Source organism: Paenibacillus sp. GCM10027628 (assembly GCF_042676385.1).
GTDB lineage: Bacteria > Bacillota > Bacilli > Paenibacillales > NBRC-103111 > Paenibacillus_E.
Map to the genome: position 1 here is coordinate 1 of NZ_JBHTHA010000085.1, position 17,057 is coordinate 17,057.

The 17,057-nt window shown below is 45.5% G+C and carries 16 protein-coding genes and 2 pseudogenes; 12 read left to right on the forward strand and 6 right to left on the reverse strand.

What is annotated here, in order from left to right; translation table 11 throughout:
* Positions 1–784 precede the first annotated feature (784 nt).
* From ACFQZT_RS33465 to ACFQZT_RS33495, 7 genes are all read left to right on the forward strand, one after another.
* Positions 785–1,264, forward strand: a complete 480-nt coding sequence (locus ACFQZT_RS33465; protein WP_379307510.1) for a DUF6530 family protein — start codon at positions 785–787, stop codon at positions 1,262–1,264.
* A gap of 23 nt (positions 1,265–1,287) precedes the next feature.
* Complete coding sequence (locus tag ACFQZT_RS33470) at positions 1,288–2,403, forward strand: AAA family ATPase (RefSeq protein WP_379307512.1); 1,116 nt, start codon at positions 1,288–1,290, stop codon at positions 2,401–2,403.
* Between the two features lie 149 nt (positions 2,404–2,552).
* Positions 2,553–3,497, forward strand: a complete 945-nt coding sequence (locus tag ACFQZT_RS33475) for a vWA domain-containing protein (RefSeq protein ID WP_379307514.1) — start codon at positions 2,553–2,555, stop codon at positions 3,495–3,497.
* Positions 3,498–3,536: 39 nt separating this feature from the next.
* Complete coding sequence (locus ACFQZT_RS33480; RefSeq protein ID WP_379307516.1) at positions 3,537–3,905, forward strand: GIY-YIG nuclease family protein; 369 nt, start codon at positions 3,537–3,539, stop codon at positions 3,903–3,905.
* Between the two features lie 192 nt (positions 3,906–4,097).
* On the forward strand, positions 4,098–4,544 hold the full coding sequence (locus tag ACFQZT_RS33485) for a hypothetical protein (RefSeq protein WP_379307518.1): 447 nt from the start codon (positions 4,098–4,100) through the stop codon (positions 4,542–4,544).
* Between the two features lies 1 nt (position 4,545).
* A complete protein-coding gene (locus ACFQZT_RS33490) occupies positions 4,546–4,767 on the forward strand; it encodes a helix-turn-helix transcriptional regulator (RefSeq protein WP_379307520.1) in 222 nt (73 codons plus the stop codon).
* A gap of 36 nt (positions 4,768–4,803) precedes the next feature.
* Positions 4,804–5,532 (forward strand): DUF4386 domain-containing protein, encoded by a 729-nt coding sequence (locus ACFQZT_RS33495; RefSeq protein WP_379307522.1) that lies wholly within the window; start codon positions 4,804–4,806, stop codon positions 5,530–5,532.
* A gap of 202 nt (positions 5,533–5,734) precedes the next feature.
* Here ACFQZT_RS33495 and ACFQZT_RS33500 read toward each other — a convergent pair whose 3' ends face one another.
* A complete protein-coding gene (locus tag ACFQZT_RS33500) occupies positions 5,735–6,493 on the reverse strand; it encodes an SDR family NAD(P)-dependent oxidoreductase (RefSeq protein ID WP_379307524.1) in 759 nt (252 codons plus the stop codon).
* Positions 6,494–6,949: 456 nt separating this feature from the next.
* Between ACFQZT_RS33500 and ACFQZT_RS33505 the strand changes: the two genes are divergently transcribed.
* Positions 6,950–7,690: a type 1 glutamine amidotransferase domain-containing protein gene (locus ACFQZT_RS33505; protein WP_379307526.1), complete on the forward strand. Its 741-nt coding sequence runs from the start codon at positions 6,950–6,952 to the stop codon at positions 7,688–7,690.
* Between the two features lie 138 nt (positions 7,691–7,828).
* On the opposite strand, the gene ACFQZT_RS33510 is transcribed toward ACFQZT_RS33505, so the two are convergent.
* The 3 genes and pseudogenes from ACFQZT_RS33510 to ACFQZT_RS33520 all read right to left on the reverse strand — a co-directional run bounded on the left by ACFQZT_RS33510 (position 7,829) and on the right by ACFQZT_RS33520 (position 10,049).
* Positions 7,829–8,161 (reverse strand): lamin tail domain-containing protein, encoded by a 333-nt coding sequence (locus ACFQZT_RS33510; protein ID WP_379307701.1) that lies wholly within the window; start codon positions 8,159–8,161, stop codon positions 7,829–7,831.
* 42 nt (positions 8,162–8,203) lie between these two features.
* Positions 8,204–8,845: pseudogene (locus ACFQZT_RS33515) on the reverse strand (DUF2278 family protein); the annotation flags it as partial.
* 613 nt (positions 8,846–9,458) lie between these two features.
* Positions 9,459–10,049, reverse strand: coding sequence for a TetR/AcrR family transcriptional regulator (locus tag ACFQZT_RS33520; protein WP_379307528.1), 591 nt, complete (start codon positions 10,047–10,049; stop codon positions 9,459–9,461).
* A gap of 282 nt (positions 10,050–10,331) precedes the next feature.
* On the opposite strand from ACFQZT_RS33520, the gene ACFQZT_RS33525 reads away from it, so the two are divergent.
* From ACFQZT_RS33525 to ACFQZT_RS33535, 3 genes and pseudogenes are all read left to right on the forward strand, one after another.
* Positions 10,332–11,210, forward strand: coding sequence for an NmrA family NAD(P)-binding protein (locus ACFQZT_RS33525; RefSeq protein ID WP_379307530.1), 879 nt, complete (start codon positions 10,332–10,334; stop codon positions 11,208–11,210).
* 202 nt (positions 11,211–11,412) lie between these two features.
* Positions 11,413–11,519, forward strand: a pseudogene (locus ACFQZT_RS33530) (DUF255 domain-containing protein); the annotation flags it as partial.
* A 705-nt stretch (positions 11,520–12,224) separates the two neighbouring features.
* Positions 12,225–14,303: a thioredoxin domain-containing protein gene (locus ACFQZT_RS33535; protein ID WP_379307532.1), complete on the forward strand. Its 2,079-nt coding sequence runs from the start codon at positions 12,225–12,227 to the stop codon at positions 14,301–14,303.
* 93 nt (positions 14,304–14,396) lie between these two features.
* On the opposite strand, the gene ACFQZT_RS33540 is transcribed toward ACFQZT_RS33535, so the two are convergent.
* On the reverse strand, positions 14,397–14,555 hold the full coding sequence (locus tag ACFQZT_RS33540; protein ID WP_379307534.1) for a DUF1540 domain-containing protein: 159 nt from the start codon (positions 14,553–14,555) through the stop codon (positions 14,397–14,399).
* A 159-nt stretch (positions 14,556–14,714) separates the two neighbouring features.
* Here ACFQZT_RS33540 and ACFQZT_RS33545 point away from each other — a divergent pair, with 159 nt between their 5' ends.
* Complete coding sequence (locus ACFQZT_RS33545) at positions 14,715–14,930, forward strand: hypothetical protein (RefSeq protein ID WP_379307536.1); 216 nt, start codon at positions 14,715–14,717, stop codon at positions 14,928–14,930.
* Between the two features lie 28 nt (positions 14,931–14,958).
* On the opposite strand, the gene ACFQZT_RS33550 is transcribed toward ACFQZT_RS33545, so the two are convergent.
* On the reverse strand, positions 14,959–16,890 hold the full coding sequence (locus ACFQZT_RS33550; RefSeq protein ID WP_379307538.1) for a glycosyl hydrolase family 18 protein: 1,932 nt from the start codon (positions 16,888–16,890) through the stop codon (positions 14,959–14,961).
* Positions 16,891–17,057 lie beyond the last annotated feature (167 nt).

The following is a 17,057-nucleotide window of genomic DNA, read 5'->3' on the forward strand; positions in this document are numbered from 1 at the left end:
TGGATAACGCGTCATTCTCTACAATAGGAGCTTTTTCCATGTCTGTCCACGAAAAAACCATTATAATATTCCTAAAATAGGAAATTATGTGATTGAAATTTTCATGTTAGGTTTGATGCATGCTTAGTGTGATATTCAGCGTTAGGGACGTAAAAGTAAATGGATACGAGTGAATAGCAATGTTTTCCATCGTTACAGACGCAAGAAAAAATGGAATCAAGCCCACAATGATGTTTTCCATCGTTACTTAGACTTCCTGTGGTTTTACCCGCTAATACATCAATTGAAGTTTCAGAGATTTTATTGCAGGGGATAATTGATGTACATTATACAGTTACATTCGAAATTGAGTATCCGGAACAAAAGGTAGAAGAAACTGCCTCAGGCAAATTTAAAGGCGTGAATACGTTAACGGTGACAACAGAGTATAAAACGGTTGCATCGGTTTAGCCTGGTCATTCTGCGGAAACGTGCAACCACGTCCATCTGGACGTGGTTGCATTTGTTGATTATGGTTGCGGGCATAATGACCCTAGATAAGGGGAAATATTATGGACGAAGCTTATAATTTTTTGGAATGGTTCCTTATTCGAAGCCGCTTAATTGTGGCTTTTTATATTTTAATGATATAAGCAAGAGCCACTTACTGGTCAAAAAACCGGATTGACAGATAATGAAATGAAGGTTAAGATAAATTTTAGATTCAGTAAATTAGTAAATTACTAATTCAGTAAATGAGTAAATGCAAAAGTAAGCAAATTATTAGATGGAGCGTGTAAAAATAATGAAAATACCAACAACTTTAAAACATAAGCCTGTCGTCGTCTCAGAAAATTATGAGCAGGTTGACGGCCGTTACGCCCGGAACACAGATGCAAAAGGTCTCTCCCTGGGATTAGCCCAGTGGAATGATAGGGGGAAGGTTGATATCTCGGCCAAAGTATGGAGATACACTGGGGAAAAATGGTCAAGACAGTCGGAGGAATTGCCTATGCACCGTGTTCTTGACCTTGCCATTTTGATTTGCAGAAGCAACTTATATTTTCAGGATGCATATCGTTTCCCGAAGATGTATGACCCTGATAACACGACGATTGACCGCATTGGGCTGCAAGGGGACGCTATGAGTGTATCCGTGTGTGCAGAAAATCCCATGATTGATCATGATATTAAGCTGTTCGCTCAGGCGCTTAGTGATGATGGCGAAATGATTGGAGAACGACTTCGTGTATTATCCCGGCTACTAAAAGAAATGGGGTATTAAAATGTTTAAAGAGGTGAAACGTGATGAACATCCAGAAAGAATACGATTTGTCCCCTACAAGGCAACTGACTGATATAGAAAAAGAACTTGTTTGGAAAAAGCCATTATCTCATAAGGTCAGCGAAGAAGAACTGCGAATTTGTAAAGAAATAAAGCGCAACTGGAATCGCGGGGAAATGAAAATCGCCAATATTTTGTTAGAGGGTGACGCCGGTTCTGGGAAAACACAACTTGCAAAAGCATTGTCGGCTAATTTAGGGCTGCCTTATACGAAAGTGACCTGTTTTGCCGATATGGACAAATCAGATATTATTGGCGCCATTTTGCCGGTTATTTCATCTGAACGATTAGAGAAGATGGAGCCCTCGGAACAAATCGTTTTGAAAGCATTATATGAAAGCGACGGATTTCAAAGCACGACTGAAATATTGATGAATGTGCTGGGAGTAACACAGGAACAGGCTGCCTTAAAGCTGAAGCAATTACTGAAAAAGGTTGAACAAAACGCCGAGGACGAAGTGGTTGAGTACAGATTTTACCCCTCGGAAATCGTCAGAGCTTATGAAAAAGGCTACCTTTTGGAAATTCAAGAACCAACCGTTATTCGGGATGCCGCGGTGCTCATGGCACTCAATTCTGCTTTAGAGCTGGATGGCAGCATAAACCTTCCTACAGAAATCATTCGCAGACACCCGGACTTCATAGCGGTCATCACAACAAACCGCAGTTATGCAGGAACGAGACCGCTAAATGAAGCACTGCGTGACAGAGTTCAGCACACGGAAAAGATGGATCTTCCGACCAAAGAAATTATGATTGAACGGGCAATGTCTAAGACCGGTTATAGGGATGAAGCGGTGTTGGATGTTTTAGCGGATATCATTATTATTTTGGACCGAACAGCTCGAGTTCATGCGATCAAAGGCGTTGCAGGTATGCGCTCATTTTTCTACTGGGCGGATGCAGTCTCCGGTGGTGCTTCAGCAAAAGAATCCCTATATCATAAAGTCATTTACAAGATAACAACTGATCCCGAAGAAATCAAACTATTGGAAGAAGCGCTGAAAAACCATGGATTGTTGGCAGAGTTAGGTAAAGTTGATACTGAATTAAAAAAAAAAGAATTTTTGATGAAGTAGAAATAAGAACATGGGGAAAAATTGACGACACTGATTTTGACCATGACCAAAAGGTAGAGGAACAGGGTATCGCATTAAAAAAATCTGCGGATAGTGACGAAAGTAATTCCGATGTTTCTGATGATTCAACCGATACGGAAAGTTCAGATATGGGAGAGGACGGTACTCCCAAATATCATCAGGCAAATCCAGACACAATGCCAGACGAAGCGAAACAAAAAGAGCGGGACTTCCGTAAAAAGCTCAATCACGACGCAAGGGAGATTGTATCCGATTCTATCCATAATAGGGTGAAGCTCATTGTTCACCGTCCGGATTACGATACTGAATCTGAGCAGGAATATAAGAGTCTAAGCAAGGAACTTATGCCTGTCGTACGAGAGATTGCCAGAAAAACACTTCCACTATTGGAACATGAAACTTCTTCTGAATTTGCAAGGAATCAATATTATGGCAGCAAATTTCAAGCGGATAGCGTTGCTTATCGGGATTTTAGATATTTTGCCAAGAAACTTCCCCCAACTGATTCTCCCACACTTGTGGTTGGTCTAAGGGTTGACGAGTCTGCGTCCATGTCAGCTTTTGGGAGATTAGCCGCTGCAAAGCGTGCAGTGACTGCCGTTTATGAATTTTGTCAAATTTGCCATATTCCCATATTGATCTACGGGGATACGGCGGATGCTTCCAAACTGGAGCAAATGTCAATTTATGCTTATTCCGATTTTGATAAACCAGATACCAATGATCGATTCAGACTTATGGGGATTCGTGCCAGAAGTAATAACCGTGATGGGATGGCTCTTAGAATTATGGCAGATCGATTAGCTGGTTCACCGCAACAGACCAAATTATTGATCAGCATCAGTGATGGGCAACCCAAAGCGATGGATGATTATACCGGAAATTATGCTATCAAAGACATGCAACAGACCATAGATGAGTATGAACGGAAAGGAATTACCTTTCTTGCAGCCGCAATAGGCCAGGACAAGGACGTGATTAATCAAATCTATGGGAATGAGAGATTTTTGGATATTACCAATCTGACGGAATTGCCCGCAAAGCTGGTTCGGATTATCGCTCGGTATTTGTGATATCAATGTCATTTACAGGATCAGAGAGGAGAGAGATACATGGACAAGAACAAGCGCAAGGAGCTTCTGGAGGAATACAAGCAGATCAAGACCTACATGGGTGCAATTAAAATTACAAACAAGGCCGACGGCAAAATTTACGTAGATAGCTATCCTAACCTGAAAAATAAATGGATGACCATACAAGCTCAACTGGACATGGGCAGGTTTGCAAATTCTCAATTACAAAAGGACTGGAAGGAACTCGGGGCTGAAACCTTCGCCTATGAGGTGTTAGAGGAGAAGGAAGCTGACGGGGTTGCCGACGTGCGTTGGGAGGTTAAGCAAATGGAAAAACGATGGCTGGAGAAATTGCAGCCTTATGGAGACAGAGGATATAATAGGGCGCCAATGACCAACGAACAATAAACCAAATAGATTTGGCAATGAAGGAAGTCTCATTCGAGCGAATTGGGACTTCTTTTTTTGTGCAGCCGAAGGGGCTAATACGAACGAAGAGAATGTAATTGATGTAAAGTAAATTTGACATGATGTATACTTAATGATATATTGTGTATAGAAAATTTTACTTATTGATAAAATAAACGGAGGAGATGTTCGGTGTCCTATCAAGAGAAGAAGAACATTGTATCGCTAATCAGCGCAATTGTGGTTTTTGGAACTTATTGTTGGAATGTCTATTTACGGTACAATGAGACGAACATGGAAGGAGCAGAGCTTTTCCATTTTTGGGGTGCCGCGTTCTTAATTCTTATTCCGGTAACGATGGTGGCGAGAATGATCATTGAGATCATATTCATTATCATCAACCGGATCGCGACAAAAGAAAAAGCGCCTTCCTTCGCCGACGAGCTCGACAAGATCATTGAATTGAAAGCCATAAGAATTTCCTATTTCGTGTTCATTTTCGGATTTTTGATTGCGATGGGGTCCTTAGTCCTTCATGCGACGCCTTCCTCAATGTTCATCATCCTGTTTCTCTCAGGATTCATAGCCGATGTAGCCGGTATCATCTGGCGGCTCTACCTCTATCGGAAAGGAGTTTAAAATGGTTAAATGTCACATCAGCAACAACATTCGAACCCTTCGATTCAACCATAATGAGATGACTCAACAACAGCTTGCAGACCTAGTAGGTGTGACACGGCAAACCATCGTTGCAATCGAGAAGGGCAAATACTCGCCTTCGCTCGAACTGGCTTTTCGCATTGCGCGCATCTTCAAGCTTCATGTGGAGGACGTATTCACTTACGAGGAAGTGCATGATTAATTACCAATTTGTAGGTCAAAAAAAGGAGGCAAACAAATGAGTGACAAAAAGAGCGCATTCATTGTGGGAGTACTGTTTATCCTTGCAGCGGTTACCGCAATAATAGGTCTTAAGTTATATGATCCGATCCTAATAGGTCCCGATTATCTGATTAAAGGTTCTGAACATGCCAACCAGGTAATACTGGGAGCGCTTATGGAGTTAATTCTTGTCGTTTCTGCGGTTGGTACTGCAACTACCATGTTTCCATTTTTAAGAAAATATAATGAAACTATAGCTCTATGGCATGTATGTTTCAGGTTTCTTGAAGCGATTATCATTACTGTTGGTGTAATCAGTGTGCTGTCCCTGTTAACCTTAAGCAGAGAATTTGTAGCAGCAGGAGCCCCGGTTACTGCAACTTTTCAAGCTTCTGGCACAGTTTTAAAAGCAATTCATGACTGGACGTTTTTGCTTGGTCCCAATTTCATGCTAGGCATCAATACGATGATGTATAGTTATATTTTTTATAAATCCAGGCTTGTACCCAGGTTTATACCCATCTTGGGTATGACAGGAGCAGCACTTATATTTCTTGCAGCTTTATTAGAAATGTTCGGTGTAATTCCACAGATTTCTGTTTGGGGTGGTATTTTGTCGCTGCCAGTAGCCGCTAATGAAATTACCCTTGCAGTGTGGCTCATAATAAAAGGATTCAATGAATCTGCACTTGCTTCCATGACTACTAAAAAGACGGCGAACGAGGTTAAGCTTTCGATCTCATAATGCTTTTCTATAACCGCGATGATATCGTTGGGATGCCCCATGACAACGAACAATAAACCCAATAGATTTGCTTTATCTATTGGGTTTAGCTACGTTGTATTCTATACGCGCCTGCCAATCGGTATAAAACAGTACCGCGGGTTAAATATTATCGGAACGGGGAACCGTGACTCCTCTGTATCCAATTTCCTTAAGTTTGAAGTTAGATTAACGTTCCGCCCGAGACCTCGATGCGTTGGGCATTGACCCAGCGATTCTCGTTCGAAAGCAGGGAGGCGATTGCCTCTCCGACGTCTTCGGGTTCGCCGACACGACCGAGAACTGTCATACCCGCGATAAGCTTCTTTAGTTCGTCATTGCTGCGAAGACCGCTGAAATCAGTAGCGATGGCTCCAGGTGCAATGGTGTTGGCAGTGATCCCGCGCGGACCAAGCTCTTTCGCCAAGTAGCGGGTAAGGACCTCAATCGCACCTTTCATGGATGCGTAGGCACCGCTTTCCGGCACTGTGAAGCGTGTAAGACCTGTGGAGATGTTCACAATCCGGCCTCCGTCATTGATAAGCGGAAGGAGTTTCTGTGTCAGAAAGAACACTCCTTTGACGTGAACTTCGTAAAGCTGATCCAGCTCTTCCTCGGTCGTCTTCTCGAATGCATTGTGATGCGAGATGCCGGCGTTGTTCACGAGGTAATCGAATCGCTCGGCCCCCAGCTCTTTGAGCGTGTCTCCCAGGCTCTGTACAAAGGAGTCAAACGTGCTGACCTTGCCGGCGTCGAGCTGCAATGCAACGGCTCTGCGCCCCGTTTCGCGTACAAGGGAGACGACTTTTTCAGCTTCTTCCCGGTTCGACTTATATGTGAAAATCGAATCAACGCCTTGGTTTGCAAGGCTTAGCACGGTGCTTCTACCAATGCCGCGGCTTCCGCCTGTAACAAGTGCAATCTTTGTATGAGGTTGTGTCATTTTTGAATTCCTTCTTTCATTAGGCTTGCCAGTCACTAACCAACTGGTTAGTTATAATATAGATCTAACTAACCGGTTTGTCAAGGAGATGAATCATGCTATATATTAGAGACAGCTTTGGAGGAAGTCTCCTCCTATGGTGTTACGAGCGCGCGTGTATGTTGGATAAGAAAGCATGAAATGCTTCCTCTTTTCGAGGCATTTTTCTGTCTGGTCATTTATTAAGGATGTACTTCAACATGAAAGAATATGCTCATAATCCAGTAGACTGATTCAGAGGGAACGGATTGAACGATGTTTTTGAAGATGGTAAACTTTTCATAATGCTGTCTCGTTAAATGTTTGCAGAAGTACAAACTACGTGCCGAAAGAACCGCCTTTTTTCTACCATTGAGCGGTTTCCGGGAGTCCTAAACGATATTTTCTTAGTCCATGTTGAAGGGATCGATAATCAGGATGTCAAGTAAACTGAATAGCCCCATCAAAGTATTAATTCCGATTCCAGACCATGATTTTGACACGACAGAGGTCGTTGTTCCTTGGGAACGTTTTAAGAGAGAGGGATATCATGTTACTTTTAGCACGCCATCCGGTCATAGAGGGAACACGGATCCATTGCTGCTTACCGGTGTTTTGTTCGGACAGTTAGGGGCCTCTAAAGAAGTTATCCAATTGTACCGTCAATTAGAGGAAACGGATGAATTCAAGCATCCGATACAATATGAGCATATAGATTGCACCGAATTTGACTGCATCATGTTGCCTGGCGGCCACGCCAAAGGGATGAAGTCGTATTTGGAAAGCGGCATCTTGCAACAGAAGATATTGGATTTCTGGAAAATGGATAAACCCATTGGAGCTATATGTCATGGAACAATCGTTTTGGCCAGAACCCATGATCCTGAAACAGGTCGAAGTGTTATCTATGGGAGAAAACTTACGGCTTTAACGAAAAAGTTGGAGAGGACTGCTTACTATCTGACGGCGTGGAGACACGGCAAATACTACCGTACATATCCGGAGTATGTTCAGGATGAAGTAGTGAGGAACTTGGAAATTCCACAGCATTTTACGGAAGGCGTTAGCATAAGAACCCCGCATGTCGTCAAAGACGGGAAACTGATTACGGCAAGATATCCGTTGGACGCAGTTGAATTTGCAGAACAGCTTGTGAGTACCATAAATATAAGGGGCTGAATGATTGTATAGGGACCGGAGTCGATACATGCTGGGAGGAAGACACTTCTATAACGGAAAAAAAATAATCCGCACAAAAAAATAAAGAGCCGTCTTCCAAATTATGAATTGGAAGGCGGTTCTTTCTATTGCATGAACTCAAAAGAGTATCGTCCAGCCTGGTTTTACTTGATCCTTCGTGTATGAAACTCCGGCGACTTTGAGGCCGCTACGGTCGAGTAGAGTAATAATATCACCCTTGTCTCTAAAGAATGCAGGTTCAGCTACTGAGATGGACATAAACTGTCCGGGTTTGATGAGACCATGAATCTTGTACTTTTGCTTGGCTTTGTTTGCGATGGCCCATCCTGTCAAGTCTATATCCCGATTAGAAGCATTCAGCAGTGTGACCGTTTCATTGCTGCCGTCTTCAGTCAGTACAATGACCCCTGCAATTTGAATGCCACTGCCTTCCTCCTGTACCGGCGTCACGTCAGTATCGGGTCCTGTTTCCTCCTCAGGGCCAGTGATTACATGTCCCGAATGATCGTCGGTGTGCCACGACTGGGACTGAAAAGCGAGGAATACGGCGATCCACCTGTCTTCCGACGGGAAGTGAATCAGCAACCCCCCGTCCTGGTAGACACCGTCGTCTTTCATAAATGTGCCGCTGTTACCTTGATTCATATGTATATCGTGAATGCCGTTACCGGGTTTGAATCCAAAAACTTTGTCCGCCTTACCATGTTCAGGACCCCATCTTTCTCCGAATGCGTACAGAACGGCGTCTTCTGTTTCCATCGCGCGTCTGATGTAGAAATCAAGCTTCTCGTTCAGATCATTGTCTCTTCCCGGTATGTTGAAGGCAAGCGGTAGCATATTGCGGCGATCGAATAGATTGCTGCGAATATAATCAAGTGCCTTTCCGTCAGGCTTGCTTGCCAGCGGCGAAAAACCAAATGGCATATCAGGCAATTCGGCCGTGATGACATGCTGAAAATGTTCAATCGTACAGTACAACAGCTCTGATGGGCTCTGCTGCGACTTGACATTGATCGCTATGCGGAAATGTTCGTTATTTGCGGTTACATGCACCTGGTAATGTGGGTTCTCGTTTGTGCCGAGACGCCGGTCAAGTGCTTTGCATTTGAGCAATCCGTAGGGATGGATGGGCATAAAGTTCCTCCTTAATCCGGACTCGAAAATGTCCGTTGTTCACTCAACAAACATTTCCACATAAGGTGTATAATTCCTCTTGCTATTCATTGTAACTTTTTGTAAACCATGTTTCACATATCAGTATTAACAGCCAGAACGAGTGGCATCATCTCGTAAGGGTTGTGGATGATAAGAATAAGTCGATCAAGCTGATTTAGACAAAGTAGAGAATAGTCTCCCGGCGGAACGTTCTCTATCAACCAAAACTCTTACCGGCGTTATTCCCCGTCTCAAGAGGACCTCGTCGGACAGTTTGTACTATATTTTTCTGTGAGTTTGTCGGCGCAAGAAAACTTGTCAGGAGTCGTATCATCAGGTTTGATAGGAGAGCTCCTACGATTAGCGTTTTCGTGCCTGAAGCAAAATCTTATAGCGATGCGGATGACTTGACACCACAGTTTACGGTTACGGACGACTTATCTGGCATCACCCCTGGCAAGAGAGTTTCAACGCTGGATGGTCAACCTATGACGCAGGAAATTGTTTAATGACTAAACAAGTGCAAGGAAATTGTGTTTTCCTACACACTTGTTTTTATTACGAGCAGTTTTCAGGAAAATAAATGAAAAAACTATTCTACCGATACGGGGGCCAACCCCGCCGCCACAACGACCAGTACGTCTCGCACCATTTCTTCCGAGGTGCGATTCTGAGGACTTCGACTCCACTGCACAGCTGACCCGAATATGCCCCAACTTATGACAAGGGCCGTGGCTCTCACAATATCTTGCGAGACAGGAGGTTTCGACTCTGCACTCAACCAGTTGAACAGGAGCTGATATAGCTCTTTTTGCATCGCGATTTCAAACAGCGGCTCATATTGGCTATTCGCTGGAGTCATTGTCATGTACTGTCGAAAACGGGCAAGAAAATCGAAAACGATTTGGATAAGGTTTCGTAAATTACTGATATTCAACATCGAAGAATCTGGTATATGTTCCTTCAATGTCTTTTGAAATTTTTCCCTCATCCAACACTCGAGCAAAGCAAATTTATCCTCGAAGTGCGCATAAAATGTGGCGCGATTTACAGTTGCTCGCTCTGTAATGTCTTTCACTGAAATGGAATATATATTCTTCTTTTGTTCAACCAGTTCCATAAAGGATTGTATTAACAACTGACGTGTGCGTTTCACGCGTGGATCGTTTGCATTCAGAGACATGATTCACCACACTCCTCAAACCAAATAGTATTGAAAGCTCAAAAGACAACAAATTTGCTTAGATGTTGTGTATGCCACGATAACGACCGTTTGCTGATTGCCCGGATCTCTCAAAAAGCTTAGCATAAGCTTAGCACATTACAGTGTAGTTTACACGAAACTGATGCATAAACAACACTGTTGAATTGCTGTCATGACCATACCGCGAGAAAGGATGATTGGTTTGAAAGCACGATTAGCAGGACCCAAAGTTATTCGCGCTATCTCTAGGAGGTGGTATAAATGATCGTCATCACCACTCCCACCGGTCAAATCGGTCGCCAGATTCTTGACATCGTACTTGACAGTGCAGAAGCAATCCGCGTGATCGCACGTGATCCCTCCCGTCTACCCCTGCACATGCGCGAGCGCGTCGAGGTCGTGCAGGGGTCGCATGATGACATTGATGTCGTCACCCAAGCGTTCGCGGGCGCTGACTCCGTGTTTTGGCTCGTGCCACCCGACCCCCGCGCTGTGAGCATCCAGAGCCACATACTGAACTTTACACTGCCGGTATGCGAGGCGGTCAACAGCCAAGGTGTCAAGCGCGTGATCGGTGTCTCAAGCCTGGGCCGTGGGATTGCCAAGAACGCTGGACAGATTTCAGCGATATTCGCAATGGACGATCTGATCGAGAGCACGGGCGTGAACTACCGCTCTCTGTGCATGCCGGGTTTCATGGAGAACATGCTCTGGCAGGTCGAGCCTATCAAACGGCAAGGCATGTTCTTCTATCCGATGTCAGAGGATCGTAAGGTCCCGACCTGTGCCACCCGCGACATCGCCGTCGTCGCAGCCAAGCTTCTGCTCGATCACACTTGGAGCGGGCAAGATAGAGTTCCTGTACTTGGCCCCGAGAACCTGTCCTTCAACGACATGGCACAGATCATGTCAGAGGTGCTCGAGAGGCAGGTTCGCTTCCAGCAGATCCCCGGCGAAGCTTACAAGGCCACGCTGATTCAACACGGGATGTCCGAGGCGTGGGCGCAGGGGCTAATCAATATGGCGAATGCGGTCGACCAAGGTTTATACAATTCCGAGTCGCGCTCCCCCGAGTCCACCACCCCCACCAGCTTCCGTCAATGGTGCGAAGAAGAGCTCAAGCCAGCCGTCCTAGCTTGAGCATCACTATGGAGGATAGAGCATTCATTCGCAAAGGGAACTAGTTCATACTCAAAACTCAAGTCAGTGTTGACTTGGGTTTTTCTTTTTTTCAAGGCATGCTAAGCTCGATTTAGGTATTGTAATCCAAAAAATAAGGGGGTGGTGCCCCATGACAACGAACAGCAAACCCAATAGATTAGCCAAGGAAAAATCGCCGTAATTGCTGCAGCATGCGTATAACCCTGTTGACTGGTTCCTTGGTCGGATGAGGCTTTTGAGAAAGCGAAAAGCGAAAATAAGCCTATCTTTTTATCTATTTGGTATTCATAGTTATTGGAAAAAATCCACTTGCCATTGGTGAGATGTTCGTGTGAATCATTAAAAGTATGTTTAATGCAGATAGAAGCTTGTTTGATGATAAAAATGATTGGTATAATCAAGGGATGTGAGAAAAATGCTGTGGACCGGAAGTTAGGGAGCTTTTCCCTGAACAATTCGTGCTGTTGGAAGAATTTAAATCACATTACGTAGACAGCAAACTTCATATATTGAAGTGCGATCAAAGCCAATGATCAGGAGACTTCCCATAGATGAATCTTGAATACGTTGATAGTCTATTGTTTTCATCTATGGCCTAATTGGATTAGATATATTGATTCCGAGGAAATTCATAATCGATTTATCCCGATTACAATTGTATTCAACAGATAAAAAGCGAATTACATAAAACAAAACAAGCCGGAGCACGGATCAAGATGCTCGCCGGCTTGTTTTGTTTTTTAAATAATTTACATGGACTGGAAGAATAAAATGAAGTCCATATAAATCTAGTACCTCAAAAAACTTAAAAACTCTGATTTGGTCATGATAACACTTTAAAGGATTCATTGAATGGTTAACATGGACTTAAACACATTGAGTAAAGCTTCTTTTAAACCTCTATTCATCTGTAGAGGTTTTTCCATTTTATCTTGGCTATGCTAAACTCGTTATATAACATGAAATTTCCATCAAATAAGGTGGTGGTGCCACATGAAAACGAACAGCAAACCCAATAGATTAACCAAGGAAAAGTCACCGTATTTGCTTCAGCATGCTTACAATCCAGTTGACTGGTTTCCTTGGTCTGACGAGGCTTTTGAAATCGCAAAACGCGATAATAAGCCCATTTTTTTATCTATTGGGTATTCTACCTGCCATTGGTGTCACGTCATGGCACATGAATCGTTCGAAGACGAGACCGTCGCTGCGATGCTGAACAAAGATTTCATCTCAATTAAAGTAGATCGGGAAGAACGTCCCGATGTTGACCACATCTATATGGCTGTCTGCCAGGCGATGACCGGTCATGGCGGATGGCCGCTAACGGTGTTTCTGACGCCGGAGAAGAAGCCATTTTTCGCCGGGACGTATTTCCCGCGCAGCCGTAAGTACAACCGTGCGGGCATCATTGAAATTATTGCGCAAATTGCCGGGAAGTGGAAGGAAGATGCCGAACGCATCCGCGAAGTCGGCAAGCAGGTGATTCAAGAGACGTCGAGCCGCATGCTTGAGCATCAAGCCGGGGGCGAGGTGTCCGAGCAGACGCTGCATGACGCGTACACGCAGTACGAACGTCAGTTTGATCCCGAATACGGCGGGTTCGGCACGAAGCCGAAATTCCCGGCATCTCATAACCTGTCGTTCCTTCTTCGCTACCATGCGAGAACTGGCAATGCCCGAGCACTTGAGATGGTGGAAAAAACGCTGGATGCCATGCATCGAGGAGGTATGTACGACCACATCGGATTTGGCTTCGCGCGTTATTCCGTTGACGAGAAATGGCTAGTTCCACATTTCGAAAAAATGCTCTACGACAACGCCCTGCTGACGATGACCTACATAGAAGCATATCAAGTGACAGGCAAAGCTAAATACGCGGAAGTCGCGGAGCAGATTATCTCTTACATACTTAGGGATATGACTGATGAGGGCGGCGCGTTCTATTCGGCTGAGGATGCCGACTCGGAAGGCGAGGAAGGCAAATTTTATGTATGGACGCCGGACGAAGTAGCGGACATTCTTGGCGAAGACGATGGCGATTTGTACGCCGAGCTGTTTGATATTACGGAGTCGGGCAATTTTGAGGGGCATAATATCCCGAATTTGATTGAGACGACGTTCGAGTCTTTTGCGAAGCGGAAGCAGATCCCGTTAGATGAGCTGAAGCAGCGCATGGAGGCTGCCCGGGCGAAGCTGTTCGAGCATCGCGAACAGCGCATACATCCGGGCAAGGACGATAAGATTCTGACCGCGTGGAACGGTCTGATGATCGTTGCCCTCTCCAAGGCCGCTCGAGCCTTGGATAAACCAGCTTACGCGGAAGCAGCCGCGAAAGCAGCGGATTTCCTCCTGCGGCATCTGCGTAGGGAGGATGGCCGTTTGCTCGCCCGCTATCGCGACGGAGAGGCGGCTTTTCTAGGTTACGTGGACGACTACGCGTTCCTCGTTTGGGGCTTGATCGAGCTGTACCAAGTTACTTTCGAGCTGCGCTATCTTCGGGAAGCCGTCCAGCTGAACGCAGAGATGCTGCGGCTGTTCTGGGATGACGAGAAGGGCGGGCTGTTCTTCTACGGCAGCGACGCCGAGCAGCTCCTTACCCGCCCGAAGGAGATCTACGACGGCGCGATGCCGTCGGGGAATGCAGCAGCCGCGATGAACTTGTTGCGGCTGTCCAGGCTTACCTACGACGCGAAGCTGTCGCAGGCAGCCGATGAACAGCTCCAGGCTTTCGCCGGAGCTGTCAGCGGGTACCCGCCGGGCCATGCGCTCATGCTGGCCGCGCTCGATTTCGCTTATGGCGAAGCAAGCGAAATTGTGATCGCCGGCGACCCGGCTTCAGCCCAGACGCAGCACATGCTTCGCACGGTGCAGCGGCAATACTTGCCGAATGCGCTGCTCATTCTTCACCCGCCTGGAGCGGCCGGAGAAGAAGTGCGGCAGCTCATCCCGCTGGCAGCCGACAAGCTTGCGCTTGGCGGGAGGGCGACGGCATATGTCTGCCAGAACTTCTCCTGCCAAGCGCCGACCCAAGATCTGGAGGAACTCGAAAATCTTCTCTCCGAACACTGATAATAATTATCATTATTGGTTACAATAGTATCAGAGGCAACAAAGAAGAGGCCCCAGGGCCTCTTCTTTGCCAATCATGAAGTGGATTGACCGCTAAATTTTCGGTTCAAATGTTTTACAGTCGGTTTCTTCGGAATTACGGGCTTGATTGCTGCCGTGGTGGCTCACGACATAAATCGAGGTAGCATTGCATTTGTTGCCGGCAGCCCAATATTTGCAGGAATTCACTTCACAAAGGACATCCTTAGCCATGTCTCATTTCACCTCCTTATCTTCAATAGGGTGGGCGAAGGAGGCATGGTTTTATACATAGTCTGGAAGGAAATGTTTTTGAATCCTGAACAGCACCTTGAAGCGGGGCATTGACATATACTTGAAGTAACGGATAGAAGCTTCAAGGAGTGTTTGCCGATGGCCGATGATGAATTGCAAACCTGCTTCCGATGCAAATATGTCGCAGATAAAGATGATAAATATTGCATTCTTTGCGGAGCGCCACTCAAAAACCGGTGTACGAAGAAAAAAACGCCGCTGCACAAAGGCTGCTCCAAAATCAATAAACCCGATGCCAAGTATTGTGCGGACTGTGGTACGGAAACGTTGTTTAACGAATGGGGACTGCTCTAATCTAGAGCAGTCCCCATATTTGCACTTCTTATTTATTCTGCAAAATCATTTGCCATAAATCCGGCTGATCATAGCCGAGTTTCCATGCCGCAACACCGGCAAGATCGTACTTTTTGGCCAGGTCCAGACGCGATTTCACGGTCGCCTCATTTTCCAGCCAGAATACATATGTAAACCCGTTTTCTTGATATTCCACACGGTACTGTTCAAACGTTTTGTCCCAGGTTTGGGTCGTTTTTTTCGATGCGATCAAGGCTGGAATATCTTTGAGCAGAACGGTCCGGTTTCCTTGCAGGTTACCGCTCGCATCAAGCTTCCATTCCCTTACATAATAAGGGATGCCGAGAATGATTTTATCCCGCGGTATGCCGTAGGAGAGAAACTCCTGCACGCCGCCGTCTGCCCAAGGAAGACCGGAAACGGAACCTGGCGAGGTGCTGCCTTTGTAAAACTGATCGTAAGCCATAATGACAATGTAATCGACTAAACCACCAAGCTTTTCATGGTCGAATGCGGTAAGATGGTTCCATTTGACGCTCCCGCGTTGAAGGTCTAAGGAAATCTTTAAATTCTTCTCTTGTGCGTAAGTCGCCAGCTTCGCCATGAAAGCCGTGAACGCATTGCGGTCTGAGCCAGAAAGGTTTTCAAAATCGACATTAATGCCAGGAACGCCCAGTTGAACGGCACGGTTCACCAGAGCTTGAACGAATTTATCTTGAGCGCCGGAATTCGACAGGAACTGTGTCGTCAAACTGGCATTAAATTGATTGCTCACCAGCGGATAGACGGTACAACCCTGCTTTTGCAGCCAGGCAACGGTGTCCGGATTGGAGCTGTCTTTGAGCGTGCCATCTGCATCCGCCAATTCAAAATAACTTGGAGAATCGACATCCAGCCCGATCGTGCCGTTCACTTGCGCTTTGATCGTATCCGCTCCAGATACCCCGTTCCAGCCCCAAACTTGCAGCTTCTTGAAATTATCCCAAAGCGTTCGATGCTCCAGTGTTTGAATGGATGCATTGCTGTACTGCACACTGTAGTTCAAAGCGTCCGGAATCGATTGAAATTCGCCGATCAACGCACTATTTTGATACACCTGATAGGAGGCATAATTGTTCCATATTTTACGGCCATCCATAAAAATGGAGCTATGTCCCCAAAGCTTAGCATAATCGGCGGCATCATCCAGTGAGACGAAATCTTGTAAAAAGGCGTCGTTCTGATATACCTTATAAGGTTTATTATTGCTGTAAACGGTGGTTTTACTGTTTTTATTGACGATTGTCGAGCCGTTCCATTTCAGCGCTTCGTTCACGGCATCTTCCAAATAGGCGAATTCCCAGTTATCGGCGGAGAAAGTGCCTTGATACACCTTATAGGTAATCGCGCCGTCGCGCAGAGTTTTCTTGTCAGCGTCCGGGATATTGTCCCATACCCAATGATTGCTGTTTAGGTCGATGATATGGGCGCCGCCCCATTTTTTGGCTTCGGCAATCGCATCATTTAATGTCGTGAATTTCCATGAATCCAGCGTGATTTCATTTTGGTAAACCTGATAGCGCGGATAATTGTTCCAAACCCAGCCTGTTGACCCCAGATCGCGAACGCTCGCGTAGCTCCATTTTTTCGCTTCGGCAATCGCTTCATCCAAGGTAGCGAACTGCCATTCCGGCAGTGTTGTATCTAATTGAAACAATTGATAGCGGGGAAAATTGTTCCAAAGCCATTTACGTGAGCCGATTTCTTCAACATGGCTGTTGGTGAAACCTTTGGCATAAGACTCGGCTTGCTTATAATTGGCAAACTCCATGAGCACTTGATTATACTGATAGACTCTGTATTTCGTCGTTCTATCCGTTCCTGCATTTGTTACTCCTGCTGCGCTGGCTGCATCTACCGTGTAGGGTATCGCCATTGAGACTAATAGCGTGCTTGTCAGCATCCACTTCCCAATTTTCATGTATCACGCCTCTTTCTATTAAACTACTTAATTGGACGCGTCAATTGGTAGATTGGTTGCGATGGAAAATGATTGCATACACAGATGTTGAATGGCGTGACACATTTCGAGTAACATGGTAGAAAGGAAGTATGATGGTGATTTACATCAAGTGAGAGGAAAGAACG